15 protein-coding genes are annotated in these 18,122 nt (G+C 60.9%); 11 read left to right on the top strand and 4 right to left on the bottom strand.

Annotation, left to right across the window (positions count from 1 at the left end; genetic code table 11):
- Positions 1-499: 499 nt before the first annotated feature.
- The 9 genes from ARC63_RS00070 (at position 500) to ARC63_RS00035 (ending at position 10,374) form a co-directional block, all read left to right on the top strand.
- On the top strand, positions 500-838 hold the full coding sequence (locus ARC63_RS00070; protein ID WP_136191681.1) for a hypothetical protein: 339 nt from the start codon (positions 500-502) through the stop codon (positions 836-838).
- 35 nt (positions 839-873) lie between these two features.
- Positions 874-1,485, top strand: coding sequence for a hypothetical protein (locus tag ARC63_RS00065; RefSeq protein WP_057502223.1), 612 nt, complete (start codon positions 874-876; stop codon positions 1,483-1,485).
- 67 nt (positions 1,486-1,552) lie between these two features.
- Positions 1,553-2,701 (top strand): hypothetical protein, encoded by a 1,149-nt coding sequence (locus ARC63_RS00060; protein ID WP_057502222.1) that lies wholly within the window; start codon positions 1,553-1,555, stop codon positions 2,699-2,701.
- 64 nt (positions 2,702-2,765) lie between these two features.
- Positions 2,766-3,260, top strand: a complete 495-nt coding sequence (locus ARC63_RS00055; RefSeq protein ID WP_064968313.1) for a hypothetical protein — start codon at positions 2,766-2,768, stop codon at positions 3,258-3,260.
- Positions 3,261-3,262: 2 nt separating this feature from the next.
- A complete protein-coding gene (locus tag ARC63_RS00050) occupies positions 3,263-6,277 on the top strand; it encodes a TraM recognition domain-containing protein (protein ID WP_057502221.1) in 3,015 nt (1,004 codons plus the stop codon).
- An 85-nt stretch (positions 6,278-6,362) separates the two neighbouring features.
- Positions 6,363-6,893, top strand: a complete 531-nt coding sequence (locus ARC63_RS00045) for a hypothetical protein (RefSeq protein WP_024957452.1) — start codon at positions 6,363-6,365, stop codon at positions 6,891-6,893.
- Positions 6,894-7,139: 246 nt separating this feature from the next.
- Complete coding sequence (locus ARC63_RS23765; RefSeq protein WP_254918208.1) at positions 7,140-7,262, top strand: hypothetical protein; 123 nt, start codon at positions 7,140-7,142, stop codon at positions 7,260-7,262.
- Between the two features lie 195 nt (positions 7,263-7,457).
- Entirely contained in the window at positions 7,458-8,483 is a 1,026-nt protein-coding gene (locus ARC63_RS00040; RefSeq protein ID WP_158003710.1) for an ankyrin repeat domain-containing protein, read from the top strand.
- On the top strand, positions 8,461-10,374 hold the full coding sequence (locus ARC63_RS00035) for a type IV secretion system DNA-binding domain-containing protein (RefSeq protein WP_057502219.1): 1,914 nt from the start codon (positions 8,461-8,463) through the stop codon (positions 10,372-10,374). The genes ARC63_RS00040 and ARC63_RS00035 overlap by 23 nt, the downstream gene beginning before the upstream one ends.
- Before the next feature lie 7 nt (positions 10,375-10,381).
- On the opposite strand, the gene ARC63_RS00030 is transcribed toward ARC63_RS00035, so the two are convergent.
- Positions 10,382-10,879 carry a GIY-YIG nuclease family protein gene (locus ARC63_RS00030; protein ID WP_057502224.1) on the bottom strand — a complete coding sequence of 166 codons (498 nt, stop codon included), beginning with the start codon at positions 10,877-10,879 and terminating at the stop codon, positions 10,382-10,384.
- Positions 10,880-10,956: 77 nt separating this feature from the next.
- Here ARC63_RS00030 and mobF point away from each other — a divergent pair, with 77 nt between their 5' ends.
- Positions 10,957-13,932, top strand: a complete 2,976-nt coding sequence (mobF, locus tag ARC63_RS00025; protein ID WP_057502218.1) for a MobF family relaxase — start codon at positions 10,957-10,959, stop codon at positions 13,930-13,932.
- Between the two features lie 369 nt (positions 13,933-14,301).
- Positions 14,302-15,030: a HEPN domain-containing protein gene (locus ARC63_RS00020; RefSeq protein WP_139042346.1), complete on the top strand. Its 729-nt coding sequence runs from the start codon at positions 14,302-14,304 to the stop codon at positions 15,028-15,030.
- A gap of 142 nt (positions 15,031-15,172) precedes the next feature.
- Here ARC63_RS00020 and ARC63_RS00015 read toward each other — a convergent pair whose 3' ends face one another.
- From ARC63_RS00015 to ARC63_RS00005, 3 genes are all read right to left on the bottom strand, one after another.
- Positions 15,173-16,759 (bottom strand): YadA-like family protein, encoded by a 1,587-nt coding sequence (locus ARC63_RS00015; protein WP_158003709.1) that lies wholly within the window; start codon positions 16,757-16,759, stop codon positions 15,173-15,175.
- Positions 16,760-16,824: 65 nt separating this feature from the next.
- The gene (locus ARC63_RS00010) at positions 16,825-17,580 is read right to left on the bottom strand and encodes a M15 family metallopeptidase (RefSeq protein WP_057502215.1); all 756 of its coding nucleotides are present in this window, start codon (positions 17,578-17,580) and stop codon (positions 16,825-16,827) included.
- Positions 17,581-17,765: 185 nt separating this feature from the next.
- Positions 17,766-18,122, bottom strand: a 357-nt coding sequence (locus tag ARC63_RS00005) for a tyrosine-type recombinase/integrase (RefSeq protein WP_231298553.1), incomplete at its 5' end; no start/stop codon positions are given.

Here is an 18,122-nt window from a genome sequence, read left to right as displayed (position 1 = left end):
GGTGAGGGGCATAGGGGTCTCCGGGTTTGTTGAGGATCGGGCTTTCCTAAACTTCTACCGGGGAAAAGCGGAAGGGCAAGAGCAGGGGAGCAAAAACTGGGGGAGGACTGCGGGGGAAGAGATTGGCTGCCCATTCACCGTTCAAGGTTTTCCGAAGGGTGAAGGGAGTAGGCCATACACAAGTCGCACTGAAGTGTTTTTCCGGCTTGGCTAGAAACGCGCAGCGTTTCCACCCATCCAAGCCTTGCGGCGCCTTTCTTTTAGCCTTGGCTAACAACTTGGCCAACAGTTCGGCTGAAAAATGGCCGGCATCCCAGCAAAACAGCAGAAAAACGGCTTAGCCCACTTGCGCTTCCAAAAACTCCTGCTAATCCATTGGGTATGGATTTTCATTGCAGGGGGTTAAGTGGGTCGTCCGTCGCTTCTAACCAAATCTTTCAGCATCGCTCCCGATGAGTTGGAGAGCGCGCGGTATTGCGCGAAAGAGCAAGGCGTTTCCTTGAACAAGTATTTGCGCCTGGCGGTCTTGGAAAAGAACCGGGGCGTGGTTCAGGGGCTGGAGGCGTCCGATGCGTTGGGCGACATCCGAGCCACGGTCCGCGAATCCGAAACGCGGAATGCCCTTGCCCTAGAAAGCGCGCTGGCTGACTTGCGAGCGGAGCAGAGCGCGGCGCTTCAGGCCAACGAGGACCTGGTGGTGAAAACCCTTCAAGCGTTTTCCCAGTTCCTGGCGCAGCAAGAACCCGACGCCGAAACCCTCTCCAAGCAACCGGCCACCAAAGCAGCAAGCCGTGGGCCGGTAGCCAATCCGGCGTTCCTGCCTCCCAAGCCCTACTAACCCCTTTCCCAACTACCTCATAAGGAGGCATACCCATGAAGCGTTTCATCCTCACTCTCACCATCGCCGCGTTGCTGGCTCCGGGGCTTTCGTTTGCCCAGGACACCCCCCAGCCCGAACCCCAGAAGAAGACCGACAAGCTGCGCCTGTTCAAGGTGGGCGGGATTGGCTGCGCTGCCGGTGCAGGCATCGCTCTGCTGACCGGCAAGAAAGACAAGGCCCTGACGGCGTGCGCTGCCGGCGCGGTCGTTGGCGGGGTCGCGTCGTATCGCGCGCAGGTCCAGGAAGCCCAAGCAGTGGCCGACGCTGCCAAGGCTGCGGGGCTGGATGCTCAGGTGCATACCAAGACCGTTGAAGCCAAGGACGGCCAGGCCGAAGCCTTGGACAAGCTGGTCATCCGTTATCCGGCCGCTGACATGCAGCCGGTGAGTGCCAAGACCGCTGCCACGCTGGACAAGCTGGCCGCGCTCCTGAAGGCGAGCAAGGAAAAGCTGACGGTCTCCTTCAGCGGTGCGGACACCGCCGTGTGCCAGGTGCCGGTCGTTGAGCTGGCAAAGCGCGGCGCGCTTCAGAACGCCACGGTCGATGACCAGTGCGGCCGGGGCGATTACGCCATCACGGTTTCGCCGATCCCCGACGTTCGCTAAGCCAACCGAGAGCTGGGGGGGCGAAAGCCCCTTGGCTCAAATCTTTTTCAAGCGCCTGGGAGGAACCATGACACCCGAAGAACTCATCAAACAACGCAAGCAGCGCGAGCTGCTCGCCAAAGCAGCACAAGCCAAGACCACCGCGCCCACGGACGCGGAGAAGCTCGTCAGCGATGCGACAAAAGAAAACTTGAAAACCGCAGGCCGGCTGGCTGCAAGTTTTGGCAAAGCCTTGGCAGACAAAACCAAGCAAGCGGCCTCGGTCGCCGCTGAGAAGGGGCGAGAGGCGCAAGAAGCGTTGGCCCGGCGTGCGGAAGAGGCCAAGGCGCGCAGGGAAGCCGAAGCCGCCGAGAACGCGCGCTTGGAGGCCGAGCGCGCCCAAGCGTTGGTCGAGCAAGAAGCGACTGCCCAGCCCGAGCCGCGGGTGATTGAGCCCGAGCCCGTTCAAACTGATTCCGCTCCCGAAGCGCCCGAGCCGGTTGTTGAGGAGGTGGTTCCCGAGCCGACACCAGAACCAGAAGCAGGCCCCGCGCCTGTCATCAAAGAGCCGGTCAGCGCTCCTGCGCCTGCCGTCAGTGAAGCCGTGGACGCAACGCCTGCCGCTCCAGTGCCGGCCGAGCTGGTGGCCCCGTCTGTTCCGAACCCCGAACCGAGCAAGTCAGCTCAAGCCCCGGCACCGGCCCCCAAGGCGACGTCGACCCGGGCCCCGGTGAAACCGGAAGCCCTCAAGGCCAATCCGGCCGGTGAGGCGTCGGCGAAGGCCAGCAACAAGAAGGGCTGGCAACTTCTGGCTGGGTCGGGCGTGGCCGTCCTTGTGCTGGGTGGGGCGTTGGCGTGGTGGACCACTCACCGCTCCAGCGAAACCGCTCCGCTCCAAGACAAACCGGCTGCAGCAGTGACTGCCCCGGCCCCCGTCGCCGTGCCAGTTGCTCCGGTTGTATCCGCGCCGCCCCAGGTCGAGGAGCCCAAGCCCGTGACTGCCCCGGTGGAAGAGAAGGCCGCGGTCGCTGCCCCGGTTGTGGAAGCCCCGGTGCTGGCAGAGCCACCTAAGGCCCAGACCCCGGCAACTGCCCCGGCGTCAAAGCCGGTGCCGGTTTCGAAACCAGCTGCAAAGCCCAAGCCGGCCCCCAAGCCTGTTGCTAAACCCGAGCCGAAAAACGATTGGCAGGACCAAGCCAACAGCGATATCGACGCGTGGGCAGAAAAGATCAGGTGAGGTGCTTGCGCTTATCGAAAGCCTTGCTAGAAAGAATGTGTATCCATGAAAGATGGGAGGAAAAATGTTTGGGTGGTTGTTTACGCAGTATCGAAAGCCCGGAAAGCTCCACTTCGGATCGAAGTGGCTCAACCTGCATGGGCGATTTTTCATTGGTAACCCAGAAAGATTTGGGCTCTCCGATTGCCGAGAGAACGTCCTGACCTCGTATTACTACCTGCGGGCGGACCGGAAGATGCCGGTGGCAAACGATGAGGACTTTGATGCCTGGAGGATGGACGCCCTGCGCGCCAGCCAGGTTCGGCACGCCAGCGAAAAACATGTGTCCAAAGCCGGCTTTCTTGTCACCTCCGCCGCGTGCGTGGCCCTTTGCTTTGGGGCATTGGTCGTCAACAAAGTGAAAGGAACACGCCCTTCGCCGGCGGCGATCCAACTCGCGCCCTCGTTGTCGTTGAACGAGTGCAAAAAGAAATGGACGAGCGGCACCATCACGCCTCAGGAAATCGTGGCGTGTCAGGCGCTATCTCAAACCAACAACAACAACAACGGGAGGCACTGAGCATGTTGCTATCGCTGATGGATTGGACGGTCGGTATTGGCCGCAAGCTGTTCAAGAAGGACGATCAAGCGTCGAGCACGCTGGAGCAAATCATTCTGGACGGCAATGACCGCTACGAAAACTTGGTCGGGCGCTTTGACGTGAGCGACCGCGTGAAGAGCCGCGTGCTGGACGTTCCCCCGGAGGACGTAGACATGGCGGTCGAAGCGGGCGCTGTTTTCGACGAGAAAGAGATGGCACTGGTTGTGCCCGAAGAACTGGATCTGGACCAGTTCCATCCGTGGTGGCCGAAGGTTCCGGAGGATCTGCGCAACACCCAGGCCCGCATGATCATCACCAAGGAAGGACGTCGTGCCGAAGGCTTCGTGCTGGGGGACGACATGGCGCTGGGCGGCGACAGCACTGCAACCTCGCTGATGTATCTGGCCTTCCCGCTGATCGGTGCGGTTCAATACTTCTTGGGCTCGCTCATTGGCGCTTTTAGTTACGTGGTGCTGCTGGCCGCGATTCCTTACTTTGTTGCGTTGAAGCAAGCGGAAGGGATGAAGGAAGCCTTCAAGGGCCTGGCCCTGATGGTGCTGCCCGTGCTGATTGCAACCGCTTCGGCGGCGTTGTCGTCCGCGCTCCAAGTGGACGCGGCCAGCATGGGGCAAGCAGCGGTTGACCCGATGAACACGGGAGCGGGGATGATGGCGGTCGCTGCGGGCTTTGCCAAAATGGCGGGCATCGTTCTTCTGATCTTGACCATTCCTGGCCTGCTGTTGTTCGCGGCCTTCCTGAGTGCGGCCTCGCATCCCCACCGGGGCGTGCTGGGCGGAACCGCCGAGCGCTTCATTCAGATGATGAAGTGGATGGTGGTGATCTTGGCCCTGGTGGGGATCGGCTCCCTTCTCCCGGACGGAATGGGCGTGGCCGTGGCGTTTGTGATCGCGGCCATGTATGCCCTGCAGTTCACGGAAGGCAACTTCGTTCAAACGGCCGCTCGCCTCTATCTGCAGAACTTGGACAACAACCTGGCGACCCAGGGGGCCCTGTCCAAGTCCCACGTGAAGGCCCGCGAGCAGCAGGCTGCCGAAGCGTTGCGCGACAAGACCCCGCTTTTGAAGGTGGGTCGAGCGTCTGGTCACCTGAACGACCGCGGCCATGGCTTTGCGCCGGACAAGGGCACGGTGATGATGCTGTCCTGGCGCGACCTGACCCAAGGCCTGATCGTCTACGGGCGTATCGGTTCGGGCAAGTCCTTCAGCGTGCTGCGGCCGTTGGCCCGTCGCTATCGCGAGTCCGCATTGGCCGTAGGACTGCGGAATGAACTGAAGGGGAGCGCCGCGGGCGAGACCGTTCTTGATGCGAAGCGCAGCGGGGGTGGAGCACTCATCCTGGACGCGAAGGACGGCGCCATCATCTCCGATTTGGGCAAGGACGCGTTTGATATCGTCGTGCGCGCAGGCATGTCGGTGGCCCCCTACGAGGGCCTGGAGCCCGATCAAATCACCAAGGCTCTTCGCGGCGCGACCGGTGGCAAGGTCGATGAGAAGTCCAAGCTCTGGAGCGATGGTGGCGACGCCTTCCTCTTCCACACCGGCATCATCCTAAAAGCCGCATGCCAGCATGAGCAGGCCTACCGAAACTTCTGCATCGCCAAGCTGGAAGGGCTGGAGCACGCCCGGTTGATGATGCTGTTGGAGCGGGAAGAGCTGGAGAAGCGCGGCATGGGCTTGGAAGACCTGGAAGCGGCGCTGGCTCGCGTGGAAGAGCAGATGGGCACCTACGCGATCGTAGCGGAGGCTTCCCGAAACTGGTTCTACACCCCATTCCACCATGCCAAGCTGTTGGCGATGGTCGAGCAGGTGGTGCCGACCCCGCGTGGCGGGGAGATTGCCAGCGCTCGCGTGCTGGAGTTGGTGAACTGGTTGGGGTTGGAGCGCCCGGATACGTCTAGCACGGACGAAGAGCGGGAGGCCTATGCCGCCTACTCCCGGGACTACCACAACCGCTTGGCCACCCGGTCCGAGACCGTCCATCCCGACTTGCTGCGTCCCATGTCCCAGCTGCAAAGCTCGCTGGAATGGGCATTGCTGGGCGTTCCCGCAATGCATAAGGAGCAGCGCCAGTCCTTCACGTTGAACTCGCGGGGGCTCATCGAAAAACTGCTTCGGGGTGAAAAGCTCCGGACGGCGGATGACATCCCGTGGCATTCCGTTGAACATGGGGAAGTGGACGTCTCCCAAGCGCTTTACGGAAAGTTCGTGGGCTTGTTCCTGCCCCCCACGCAGTTCGGCGAAGCGGGCGACATGATGCAGCGGTTGCTCAAGCAGCGTGTCATGAACGGCATTCGGGCACGCGGGGCGCACGGCGACAAGTGGCGCGAAATGCTGCCGGGCCAAACCGACGTGCTGCTGATGATGGACGAGGCGCATTTGCTGCTGACTTCGGACGACGTGCTGCTCTTCAGCACCTCCCGAAGCCTGGGGTTGATGCCGGTGATCGCGGTGCAGGGCCACGACAGCCTTATCAACACCTACGGGTCGGAGAACGAAGCCGATTTGCTGGCCAACACCATGCAATCGGTCATCGCGCTCAACCACTCGTTTGTCACACGCAACTACTTGATGAAGCGGCTGGGCAAGGCTCAGTTGACCACCTTCAAGGAGCCGACGCGTGGCATCGATTTCTCGGGTGGCTTGACCAACTTCCGCCACAGCGTTCTCAACGACCCGAACCACCCCTATGCAGCGGCCTACGAGCAAATGCTGATGCAGGGCGCAGGCCGCTTGAGCGCGCTTCGCGTGGATCCGGCGACGGGGCGCAAATGGCGCGTCGGGGCTGAAGACACGGTGGGCCAAGAGGAGCTGGCACGGGACATCGACATGCCCACAGGGGGCAAGCGGGAGGTCCTGCCGCTCTTCCTGGAAGAGGAATACCCGGCCCTGACCGCTGCACGCGGCAATGCGATTGTCTCGCTCTGCCGGGCAGGCGTGAGCCGCACGGACTTGGCCGAGATGATGCCCAACGACTGAGCCCAAAAAGGGCAAGGCAACCCTTGCCCTTTCCCAAAATCGATCAATGCTGACCTAACCATCCATTTCCTTGAAGGAGGACTTTATGAGCAATGCCCACTTCGACGTCTTCAACGACCTGCTGGGCGCTCGCGATAAACGGCGAGCCAAGCTGGCCGGAGAGCGTCCAAACGACCACCAACCGCAGAAGAAAGCAGTCTTCGACCAGTCGCTGGCGAAGGACCAGGCCGATATCCAGGAGAAGCAACAAGCCGTTTTGGACTGGGCCAAGCAAGCCAAGCCCGACGAGATCACCGACGCACGAGAGCGCTTGCACGCACAGGTGCAGCAGCGCGCTGAAGACGCGCCCAAAGACAAGCACGCCCAAGTGGTGTTCAGCACCGTGGACGAATGGCGACAGAAGCGCCAGCAGAAGGACGGGGGGCAATCCTTGGGGGAAAACATCCCCATGCTGACTGCGGCCCAGCGGCAGCAAACCATGGGGCCTGGTAAGTTGGGCTACGCGCACTACGCCGCCAGCGCGAAGAAGGAAGCAGACTTCATGAAGCGCTATGAGGCGAACTTCGACTGGGACAAGCACGAGGCCCAAGTCCAGAAGAACATCTACCGTCAATGACGGTCCATTCCCCGCGCCGCATCCAGGGCCCTTCGGGGCCCTTTTTGTTGGGCGCGTTCCCTTGTTTGTGAGTGGATCGATCTACCCATAAAAGCAAACGTCAAAAGCGGCGGGGTGGGGGTTGGAAAAGAGAAGAAAGGTTTTGACTAAACATCAAAAGTGTCGATCAATCGAGATTTTCAGGGTTGCCAGTTTTGTGAGATGTGGTTGACTGTAATCAGTTAAACACAACCGGGGGAGGTCCCTATGTATATTTTTGCCGATGCTTACGAGTATGCCGTGGACAATGTGGGGAACCTGTTGATCACTTTGGGCGCGTTTTCGGTGGTGAGCTACGTGGCCGCCAACGTGGCGGGGTTGCTGGCATGATGGCGTGGTTGAAGGAGGATTTGGAGCAGATGGATCTGCACACCGTTTCGCTTTTCCTGCAAACCGGGGTTTTGATTGGCGCGGCTTTCATCATCAAGATCGCTTGCTGATTGCCAAAACCGAAAAAGACGGTATGCAAAGGGGATGGAACCCCAACACGACAACCCAGTAGGCAACCCCGGTGGGGGCGATTTCTTGAATCGTCCCCACGAGCCGTTGCTTCATCCCATTCTCCACCCCCTGACGCTGGCCCAGTTCTACGGGAAGCATCACGAGGCCGCCGCTGCCGCCGATGCGCGGGAAGTGTTGGACCTGGCCACGCGGTTTTGCCGAGAGGCCCAGGTTTTCGGGTTGGACACCCAGGCCGACGCGGGTTTTGACTGGGTGATGACCCCCAGCCGTTTCTCCAACCGCATTTCCCTGGAGCTGGGGCAGGGCGGCCACGCCGCGTTGCTTCAGGTCGATCCGGACCTGTCCACTCACCCGCTCGACGCAGCCATCCATGCAGGCGTGCTGGGCCACAAGCCCCTAGCCTCCGCTTACGCCTTGCTCCCGGCCGAGCAGCGGGATGGGCTGTTGAGAGAACTGCGGGAATCCATCGACCAGGTTCAGTCGAACCGTGCCGCAGCGAAGCAGCTCCAGACCCTCCGAGTCCTGCCTGAACTGCCGGTGCCGTCTCAGCCGCCTCTGGACATCGCCCAACTGCTCCGGCGGCTTGAGGTCCCCGATGCCCGCGCCCGGCTGGCGGCGGACCACGTCAAGGCGACCTATGGAGATGCGCTGACCACGATGCATGGTAGCCAGGTGCTGGCAGCGGCCCATGCGCATACCCCCCACCTCGGGCTCTACGGAGCGCCTTGGCAGACCTGGCTTTGCGAGAACACAACGACCGGGAACCTGGATGGGGTGGAGGCCTGTTTGCGCATGCAGGCCGAGCCCAATGTGCCCGACGCCAACGGCGAGACGCCGCTACACCTCGCCGCGCGCCACGGCCACCCCGGCATCGTTCGTCGGTTGCTTCAGGCCGGCGCGGAGCCAACCCTGGGCAACCCCCGTGGGGAGACTCCCCTACATGAGGCGGCCCAACACAAACGCGCGCAGTGCTGCATGGAGCTCATGGCCGCAGGCGCGGACCCTGGCCAGCTCGACAACGCCGGCCGCAAGCCGGGGGACGTGCATCGGGGGAGGGAGAAGGGACGTGAGCAAATCCACGGTCTATGACTGCTGGAGCTGGACGGTCCCGCCCAGCATTGAGCCGAGCCGCGAGATCCGCCGTTGGCCCCAGGCCCTGCTGTCTGGGGCATGTGTCGCCGCTCTGACCTATCCCGCGGCGCTCTGGCTGGGCTGGCAGGTGCCCAGCAGCCACACCCTCATGAACTACGGCCAGGCACTGACTGGCAGCCTGGCAGCGCTGGTCCATCTTGCCACCGGCACCATCTCATTCCGAGAGCCTGCCGCTGCATTCTGGGAGGTGGCCAAGGAGCAGGCCACGTTTGGCACGTTGGCACGGGTCGGCGTTGCGGCGGGCTTGGCTGGGTGGGCGTCGGCATGGGTGACCCGAAGGGGTCTCACCCCGCGCTCAAATACTTGGCATGTGTCCGGGCCTCAACTGTTGCAAGGCAAGGAAGCCCTCGCTGAAGCCCGCCGCCGCTCGCTCACCAAGAAGGAACAGGAAGACGAGCTGCATGCCTTGTCGCTCCATCCCGATTGGGTCGCCAGCAAGAAGCTGCTGGCCCGTCACATGTTCATCTACGGAAGCGTGGGCAGCGGTAAGAGCGTCATCTTGAAGCACCTGCTGGAGCAGGTGGTGCGTTTCGACACTCGGAAGGCATTTATCTACGACATCAAGGGCGACTTCACTTCGATCTTTGAACGGCCAGCGATTGTCTGTCCGTTTGATAAGCGCAGTTGGATTTGGGATGTCGGCCAGGACGTAGCGACGCAAACCCAGGCTGCCGCGTTCTCCCAATCCATCATCCCCCCGGAGGAGGGCAGCGGCGCATTCTGGGCGTCTGCGGCGCAAGCTCTATTAGAGGGTTGCGTGCGTGAACTCCAGGCCACGAAGGGCAAGGACTGGGGTTGGGCAGACTTGGCCGCGTTAGTTGCCCGTCCCGCTGAACCGATGGCTAAAGCACTGTCGCTCTACTACCCCCGAGCCGCAGCTCTCATCTCCAATCCCGACAGCAACACCACATCGAGCTGCATGGCCATGCTCGCCAACGGAACAGCGGTCATCGAGCGCCTGGCCTTGGCGTGGCCGGAGCGCAAGCCGGACCGCATGTTCAGCATGTTGGATTGGATCAAGGACAGTTACGAGGGGAGAAAACAGGTCATTGTGCAATCGGGTCCGGACGAGGTGCTGGCACGCAGTTACATCAGCGCGATGATCAACGTGGCCGTCCCGGAGATCATCTCCCCGTCGCTTTCAGACGATGAAGCCGGGCGATTCCTAGGGTTCTTCTTCGATGAGCTCACTTCCGCTGGCAAGCTCAACATCGAGCCGTTGCTGGCCCTGGGCCGGTCGAAAGGCGTGGTGGCCTGCATGGCCGTGCAGGACTGGAGCCAAGTCGAGAAGGTCTACGGTGACAAGACGGCTCAGGCGTTTTCTGGGTTGGTCGGCACACACATCGTGTGTCAGCTCCAGGTGGGCGAGACCCGGGAAAAAATCTCTCGGAACCTGGGCAAGCGCACCGTGGCTTGGCGCACGCATGATGACAAGGCGACCGTCCATGAAGAATCGAAGGCGGTTGTGCCGCCGGGGCGCCTCACCGACGATCTGGGCTTCCGGAAGGGCACGGCCTACGGCCCCGAGCGCTGGGGCATCCGCGCCATAGTCCAGACAACCGGGGACTTGCTCCTGCTGGACTGGCCGGGCGTCAGTTACGAGAAAGTGCGGGAAGGGCAAAAACGGGCTCGATGGACGAAGCAGGGCGCCAAGCCGGTTGAGCAAAAGCCCTTGCCGCCGAGCGACGCGCAAAGCGCTGCCGAGGTCCAGCGCGTGCTGAAGATGACCGCCAATCAAGCCAGCGCAGAGCTTCAGAAGCGGGGGGCAACGCCGTCGAAGCTAAGGGCCGTCAGCGACGATGAACTGGAGGCCATATTCCGCAAGTAGATCAATCTCAGTCTTCCTCCTCCGGGCCGTAGTTCGGTGACAAGAACTCGAAGCTCTCAAGTCGGTCACAGTTGATGCAGTGATACATGTGAGAAGCATCTTGGAAGTGCATGCCGCAGAAGGATCCGCAAAAAGGACAGCACTCTTCGAACTCCAGGTCGCCCCAGTTCCAGACACCCATGTATTCAGCTATGCCATCTCGGTCATGGCCGACGATGGCGAATGAGTCCTCCGTTGTCCCTACGAAGCCGTCAACACCGAAGTGCGACAGGATTGGAAGGACATCAGCTGGGTCGAGATGAAACCACTCGCCTCGACCACGGAGGGTCTTCAGGCGTTGATGTATTTCTCTTTCGACACGCACATCGTCATCAGTGCGAATCCACCCAAGGAGTTTCAGCTCCCTTGGGTTGCCTGTCTGTAGATTTCTACGACGTCGCTCAATGTCTTTAGCACGCCCAACCTTTACCTGTTCGTTGGTCTCTTCTATGAAGAAATAGATCACGGGAAGCCCCAGTAGCGTATTGCTCATTCGATCATTTTTGCTATGCATGTGGAAGTGAACACGCAAACGAGGGGCCTATGATCAACGCGACCACACTCAAGCGAAATGCCAGCGGAACCCAGGGCGGCTGCGCGTCCATTGACTACCTGCTTGCCCAGGAACTCGCCCGGGAGAAGGCTCGCCGGGTGGTGGGCTACTATGACTTGCCAGCCCCGAGTGACGCCGCCGAGTCCCGTTTCTACGGCGGAATGGCGAAGCACCTGGGCCTGGCCGAACAGCGCGCCACCAAGGAGTTGATGCTGCCCCTCACCGACGGGTTTGACCCCAAGACGGGGCGGGCGCTTTGCCACAACGCAGGCGACCGCGGCCAGATCCGAGTGAGGAAGGACAAAACGGGGCAGCCGTTGCAGAAGGACGGCAAGGACGTGACTTACCTGGCAGGCGGGCATCGGATCGGTTTTGACCTGACAATCAGCGCGCCACTGGATATCAGCGTTGCGTTCGCCCTGGCGTCCGATCCGGCAGAACAAGAAGCCATCCATGCCGCGCACCGCAATGCGGTCCAGCGGGCGATGGAAGCCTTTGAAGCCATGTCTGAAACCCGACGCAACAAAGCCGGCAAGGATGCAATCGGGGTGGACGGGTTGATTTGGAGCAGCCACCACCACTACGCCGCCCGCGCCGACGAGGCCACCGGGGAGATGGGCCCGAACCTCCACACCCACAACCTGCTTTACAACCTTTCCTTGGGCAACGACGGCGAAGAGGCCACGCTGGATGCGTCGGAGATCTTTCGCTACCGGAAGGCCATGGATGAGGTTTACAAGACCGAGCTCTACCACGGCATGAAGGCATTGGGATATGAGGTGGACCGGATTCGTGAGCTGGACGACGACGGTCAGGAAACCGGACGTGTCTACGCACGGATCGCTGGCCTGGACGAAGAGGTCATGGGGCGCTACGGCAACCGCCGCAAGGAGATCCTGGCTTACGCGGCCAAGCACAACGTCTCCAACCAGCAAGCCACGTTGGCCACCCGCAAAGACAAGGATGAGCCGCCTTACCACGAGCTGATCGAGCTTTGGCAGGAGACGCTGAAAGGCTTCGACGTGAGCACTGAGAGCCTCAAGCAGGCCAAGGGCAACGCGCACGAAATGGAGAAGAAATCCCCCGCGGAACTGCTGGAGCGGCTCCACGACAAGGACGCCATCTTCTGCGATCACAACCTCCTGGAAGTGCTGGGCCAGGAACACGCCGGCAGTGTCAGCGTGCCGGAACTCTACGATCTGGTGGAGGCATTCAAGAAGGAGAGCAACCTGGTGCATGTGAACCCCATGCGTCTGCACGACGACGACAAGGGCGATTCACTGGCCCGGCGCCACACGCAGGAGCGCTACTGCGCCCCGTGGATGCTGCAGATCGAACAAGAAGTGGTGGGTTTCGCGATTGACCGAGCCAAAGAAACCCATCACCACGTGCCCCAAGCCGACGTCGACCGGGTGGTGGAGGATTACGAGAAAGCCAAGGGCTTCCAACTCTCCAAAGAGCAGCGCCACGCGCTGGACCACATCACCCAGGGCAGCGGGGGCGTTTGCAATCTCTCGGGGCTCGCCGGAACCGGTAAAACGACGATCAGTGAGTGTTTTCGGGCAGCTTACGAAAGCCAAGGATTTGAGCTGCTGGGCGTCTGCGTTTCCAACGCCGCAGCCGAGAAGCTGGAGGCGGAAAGCGGAATGAGCAGCGTGTCCATGGCCCAAATGCTCTACGAGCTAGACGCAGGGAAGATGCAGTTCCGCAAGACCGATGTCATCGTGGTGGACGAGGCGGGCATGGTGGATGCGAGGGACACCCACAAGCTCTTCAGCTACGCAGCCAAGGCCGGGGCGAAGGTCATTATGCAGGGGGACGTGGAACAGCTTCAGCCCATCGGGGCTGGGTCCGGCTTTCAGTTGACCAAGAGCGCAGTGGGCGACGCCAAACTCACGGAGATCCGACGCCAGGGCAAACAGGAAGACCGAGAAACCGCGTTGTCGTTCTACGCCACCGACGAAAACGGCCAGGTCATCGACTTGAAGAAGGCCAGCCGTTCCCGGGCCCAGACCCTCGACAAGGGCAACGAGATCAAGGCCCGATTGCTCGACACCATCCGCGAAACGGCGACGGAGAAGGAAGCCCGCGAGAGGCTACTGCACGACTACTTCGAAGACCCGGCGCCCATGAGCGAAAAGCTGGTCATCGCCCACACCCGTGCAGACGTGGCCGCGCTCAATGCCGGCATCCGCGCTGGGTTGAAGGAGCGTGGTGAGCTGGACCAGAACGAGGTGGTGATCGAGGCCCGAGACAAAGGGCGCAAGTTCGACTTGGCCTTGTCTAAAGGCGATCAGATCGTCTTCACCGCGAAGAATAAGGACCTGGGGGTCATCAATGGCACCCAGGCCGTGGTGGACAACATCAAGCCCTCAAGGGCGGGCGGCTACGACATCACGGCTTCCATTCGCTCGGAGACGAAGGGAGATGGGCGGCGCTTGACGTTCAACAGCCATGAGATGAAGGCGTTGACGCACTCCTACGCCGGGACGGTTCACAAGAGCCAAGGCCAAGGGAAGCGGGAGGTATACCACCTGGCGAACCTGGGCATGCTCGACGCCCACAGCGCCCTGGTGGCCTACACCCGACTCACGAAGGGTTCCTACCGCATGTATGCGACGTCCGATGACGTGGAGCGGTTGAACGAACGTCTGGGGCTGGAACGCCTCAAAGAGACCGTGCTGGACGCGGGACTGAAAGACGATCCGCAACGGCCGGTTGTCCAGCTCTCTGAGGCAGCTGCACGTCCCACCACCCAACGCCCAGCCGCCCAGCGAACGGGCATCCAGGGCAAGCTCGACGCGCTGCTGAAGGAGCACGCGGAACGCCCACAACCGCAGATGATCGAGGGCGAACGCAAGGCCCGTTGGCTGCTGGAGGTGCTGGAGCCGTTGCGGCGGGCGCGCCAGGTCTCTCCCAAGCTGCCGGCGCAGTCCCCGAAGCAAACGCAGGGCTTCTCGTTGTGAGCAGCAGGCTGGGCGGCCATGCCGCCCAGATGCTCTTCTCTCCACGCCGCGTTTGCGTTGAGGCGCGGCCACTGGTCGCGTTCTTTTTACGGCAACGCAGCCTAGCAAACGCCTCAATCCTGACAAGAAGGAAAGGGCAATAGGCGACGCGGCATAAGAGGCTATTAAATCCACCCGCGAGCGATCACGACGTGCTCTAACCGTGGCACACTTCATTGCGGTTGTTGGTGGCAAGGGGGAGGTTTCTTCGCGGATAGCTACCTGCTAACGTTGCCGCAAGACAATGTCTGAAGACTGTAGCTTCATTACATCTGCCGTTGCAGCTCAGTGGTCCTACAATGGGTGTGCCGCATTGCTCGGAGGGTCATGATGACCAGCGCCAGTGCTGGCGCACGATTAAAATTCTTTATTGGGAATCAGGGGGAAGATGCAATGCCGAGTCAAGCTAGAATCGCCTTTGATAAGAATTTGCAGGACGTGGAGAACTTGCTGACGTTGCACGCTACAGTTGGTGGCGCAAAGCCAGGGCGACGCTATGACTTGGAGGTGCTCAATAAGTCAGCGATCGTGCTGTTGACTTCGTTCTGGGAAGCATACTGTGAAGACATCGCGGCGGAGGGGTTGGAGTGCATTGTTGCAAATGCAGCCAGTGCGGAGGCACTTCCAAAGGAAATTAAGAAGATCGTTGCGAGAAAGCTGAAGGCAGATGTAAACGATCTGGCAATTTGGTCTGTCTCTGACGACAAGTGGCGGCAATATCTCCGCGACCATATGGCTTCGTTGAAAGAGGCGAGGGATAGGAAGCTAAACACCCCGAAATGGAAGAATATCGATGATCTTTTTGAATCCGCGATAGGCCTCCATGGAGTGTCTTCTAAATGGGTGTGGTCAACAAAGTTGACCGCTGCGAAGGCTAGAGAAAAGCTTGATAAGTTTGTAGAACTCCGGGGTGAGATCGCTCATCGGGGTAAGGCGAAGACCTCTGTCTCCAAGGCTCAAGTGCAGGATTACCTCGGCTTTGTAAAGAATGCCGCCGCGAAAACTGGTGGTGCTGTCAACGCGCATGTGTTCAAGGCGACTGGCACTAAACTCTACTGATCGAAGCCTGAACTGCCAGGCTGAGTGTTCTCACCATGTCACTGGTGTGGGCTGTCTGACGGTTTAGACTGTGAAAAACGGCGAGGGCCCCAAAGGGCCCTTGCCGAGATACGATCACCTCCTTTTCCCGCCACGCAATCGTTTAGCGCCCCAAGTTGATGCTCAGTCCGAACCCGGCCACTGGCTTGTTGCCAGAGCCGAAGGACAGGCCCGCCGAGACGCTGACCTTTTTAGAAACCCGAGCACCCCAGCCCACGGCCATCGCAGCACTGCCACCCGAGAAGCCAACGCCCACATTCAGGTTCACCTGGCCGACGGCAGCCCCGCCGTTCTGCGCAGCAGCCGTCGCCATCTGGGTCATCGCGCCCATCTGCGCACCTAGGCCATTGATTCGGCGATCCTGATGCCGCAAACGGCGGTCGGTATCGACCCAGCGGTCATCCCAGACCTGCTGCATTTCATAGACCTGCCCGCCGTTCACGGCATCCATGGACCCGCGTTCGATGCGCCCCGGAGCCACGCCGGTCACGCGCTGGTTGCCCGCGTTGACGCCCGAAGTGGTCACCGAAGGGCCGCCTTGGACGGTCACGCCCTGGGCGTTGACCGTGGTCTTGCCGACCTGAACAGAGCCTTGGTCGGACAACTGCACGTTGTCGCTGACCGCCACGGTTTGGGTGCCGTCTTCGTCGGTAGTGACTACCACGTTGGCGCCTGCCGTTACATCAGAGCCGCCCACGCCATCCTTTCCTGCGGGGCCTTGAGGGCCTTGAGGCCCCTGCGGACCAGCGGTGCCACCCGGATTCTGCGAGAGACTGGCAATCCTTCCATCAAGGTCATACATGGCCTCAGCGACGTTGGTGTAGGTTGCGCCGCTGAGGAACTGGAAGAGGGGTTCCACGAGTTGACCGCTGACGATGTCAGCGCCCGCGCCCAGCGTCCTCACGGCGGCGGCGACCTGCCTCACGTTCACTGCATCGGTGTAGTTGCGCCCGTCGTCAACATTGGTCACACGGCGCTCGTTGTTCGTCATTCCAACGCTGAACTCGTCTGATTCGAAGCACTGGGAACCAGCGCCGAGTGCAACGCACCCGTCCGCAAAGCCACGTGCCGATGTGCCGCCAACGACCTGGTTGCTTCCCGTAACTTCGACGCTGTTGCCGAAGGTCACGTTGTTGTTGCCATTGATACTTCCACCGGTGCCGATGTGTGCGTTGTTGTCACCAACAACCTGTCCTCCCCACCCCGTGACCGCGTTCCCGCTTCCTTTCGTGGTGACCAGGATCCCCGTGATCAGGTTCTGGTTGCCCTCGATTTCGTTGCCCATCCCGATGGTCGTGTTGGTGGAGCCCGCCGTCGTGTTGTTCTGGCCAAGCTGGGTGTTGCTCTCGCCCTCCACTGTATTGTCGCGGCCAACTTGCAGCGATCCCGAGGCAAGGCCTGGGGTGGGGGAGGACTGAGAGTTGTTGTTTCCGAAAACGATACCTGCCGTATCAATCGCATTGTTGCTGCCCATCACAGTGAAAGCCGAAAGAAGATCTGCGGCCGAATGCATGGTGTTGTTCGTTCCCACCAAAACGCCATTCAACAAATGCTTGCTGGTGATGGACTCGTTTCCGTCACCGGCGATATAAGTGTTCTGAGCCGTTTGAGCAGCCGCTGGGGCGCTGGGGATTGCAACGACAGCGAGACCGACCAGTGCCGTTAAGATGGATGCGCGAAGCGAAGACATGAAAACCCTCCCGAGTATAGATTGATACTTCATCCATAGCAGGCGATTTCATTTCCGCAAGGCGATCAGGCGATCTTTTTCAAGGTGTTAGGAAAGGTGCCGACACAAACCCGAGCCGGAAGCGTCCAGTTCCAAGCCATCCGGTTTTCATTGCCCCAGGCCAAGCACGCCGTTTCCATGCCAGTAGGACACCAAGCCGGTGCCAGCGCACGGGCCAGCACTTCTGAGGAGGGCTCCCCGGTCACCGGAGGAAACGCGCCCGGCTTGCGTCCCTGCCGGTAGGCCCACTTGGCTTGGCCGCACTCGGCTTTCAGCTCGACGTGGGGATAGTCTTTCGGGCTGGTCCACCGGCCGCCCCAGTTCAGCCCCACGATCTCCGCCAGCTCTCCAAAGCGTTGATAGCCGGCCATTACATGGGCATCGCCCAGGTTCCAGCTTGGCTCCCCGTTGACGAACACAGCGGCATCCAAGGCCAGCCCGAAGTTGTGGCAGCTGGAGAACGCCCCAACGCTGGTCACGCCGGACCCGGAGGCAAGCAGGGCCGCCTGTCGCTCGGGGCTTCGATACCCTTCCACGGGCCGCACATCAAACCCTTCCGCGGCCAGCTGGGCCTGGACAGCTTCCACCTTTTCCCGCAGCGCTGGGGAAACCCCTTTCCACACCCTCTCGCTTTTCGGGTGGAAGAAACGGTAAATGGCACCGTGCGGCTTTGGGGCTTGGTAAACCCGAGGCGGGGTGGGCTTGGGGTTGGGTTGAACGGTCGAACACCCGGCCAAGGCCAGGCAAGCCAGAACGGCGGCAATGGTAAAACGGGGCTGCATGCTTTCCTCCCAGAAAGATCAATGGATTCTTTCAGGAGTAGTGGATTTTCAGGAAAGCGCAAGTGAGCTAAAAAAGCCCCCGAACAACCGGGGGAGGAGGCCTGCAGCTCGGGGGCTTAATGGAACAGGGAAAAGGAGTAAGAAACCCCGTCCCGTTGCAAGCCATAGCACACGCAAAGGCGAAGTCAACTGCCGTTTTTCTTCCCTGTCTTTTTTAGGTAGTCCCGCTGGGCTTTTGCAGCCGCTGCTTTCGTGACCTCAAAAAGCTCGCCCAGGTCTTGCATATCGGGGTTGTAGTAGCGGGTCAGCATCTGGGTGGTCTTGTGCCCAGAGAGCTGCATAACCTGATGCATAGGCAGCAAGTTGGCCAGCTCGGTAATACGGGTGTGGCGCAGGTCGTGCAGGGTGGCGTCGGTCACTCCCGCCTTTTCGCGGGCGCGTCCCCAGGCCTGGGTGAGCGTGTCCGATGCGATCGAGGTTTTGCCTTCGTCCAGGCTGAAGACAAACCCGGAGCTGGGGCGCACGGCGGGCGGGTTCTTGGG

Origin of the sequence: Stenotrophomonas geniculata ATCC 19374 = JCM 13324, from assembly GCF_001431625.1 — a bacterium.
Taxonomy (GTDB): domain Bacteria; phylum Pseudomonadota; class Gammaproteobacteria; order Xanthomonadales; family Xanthomonadaceae; genus Stenotrophomonas; species Stenotrophomonas geniculata.
This window is presented reverse-complemented; position numbering and strand designations above follow the sequence as displayed.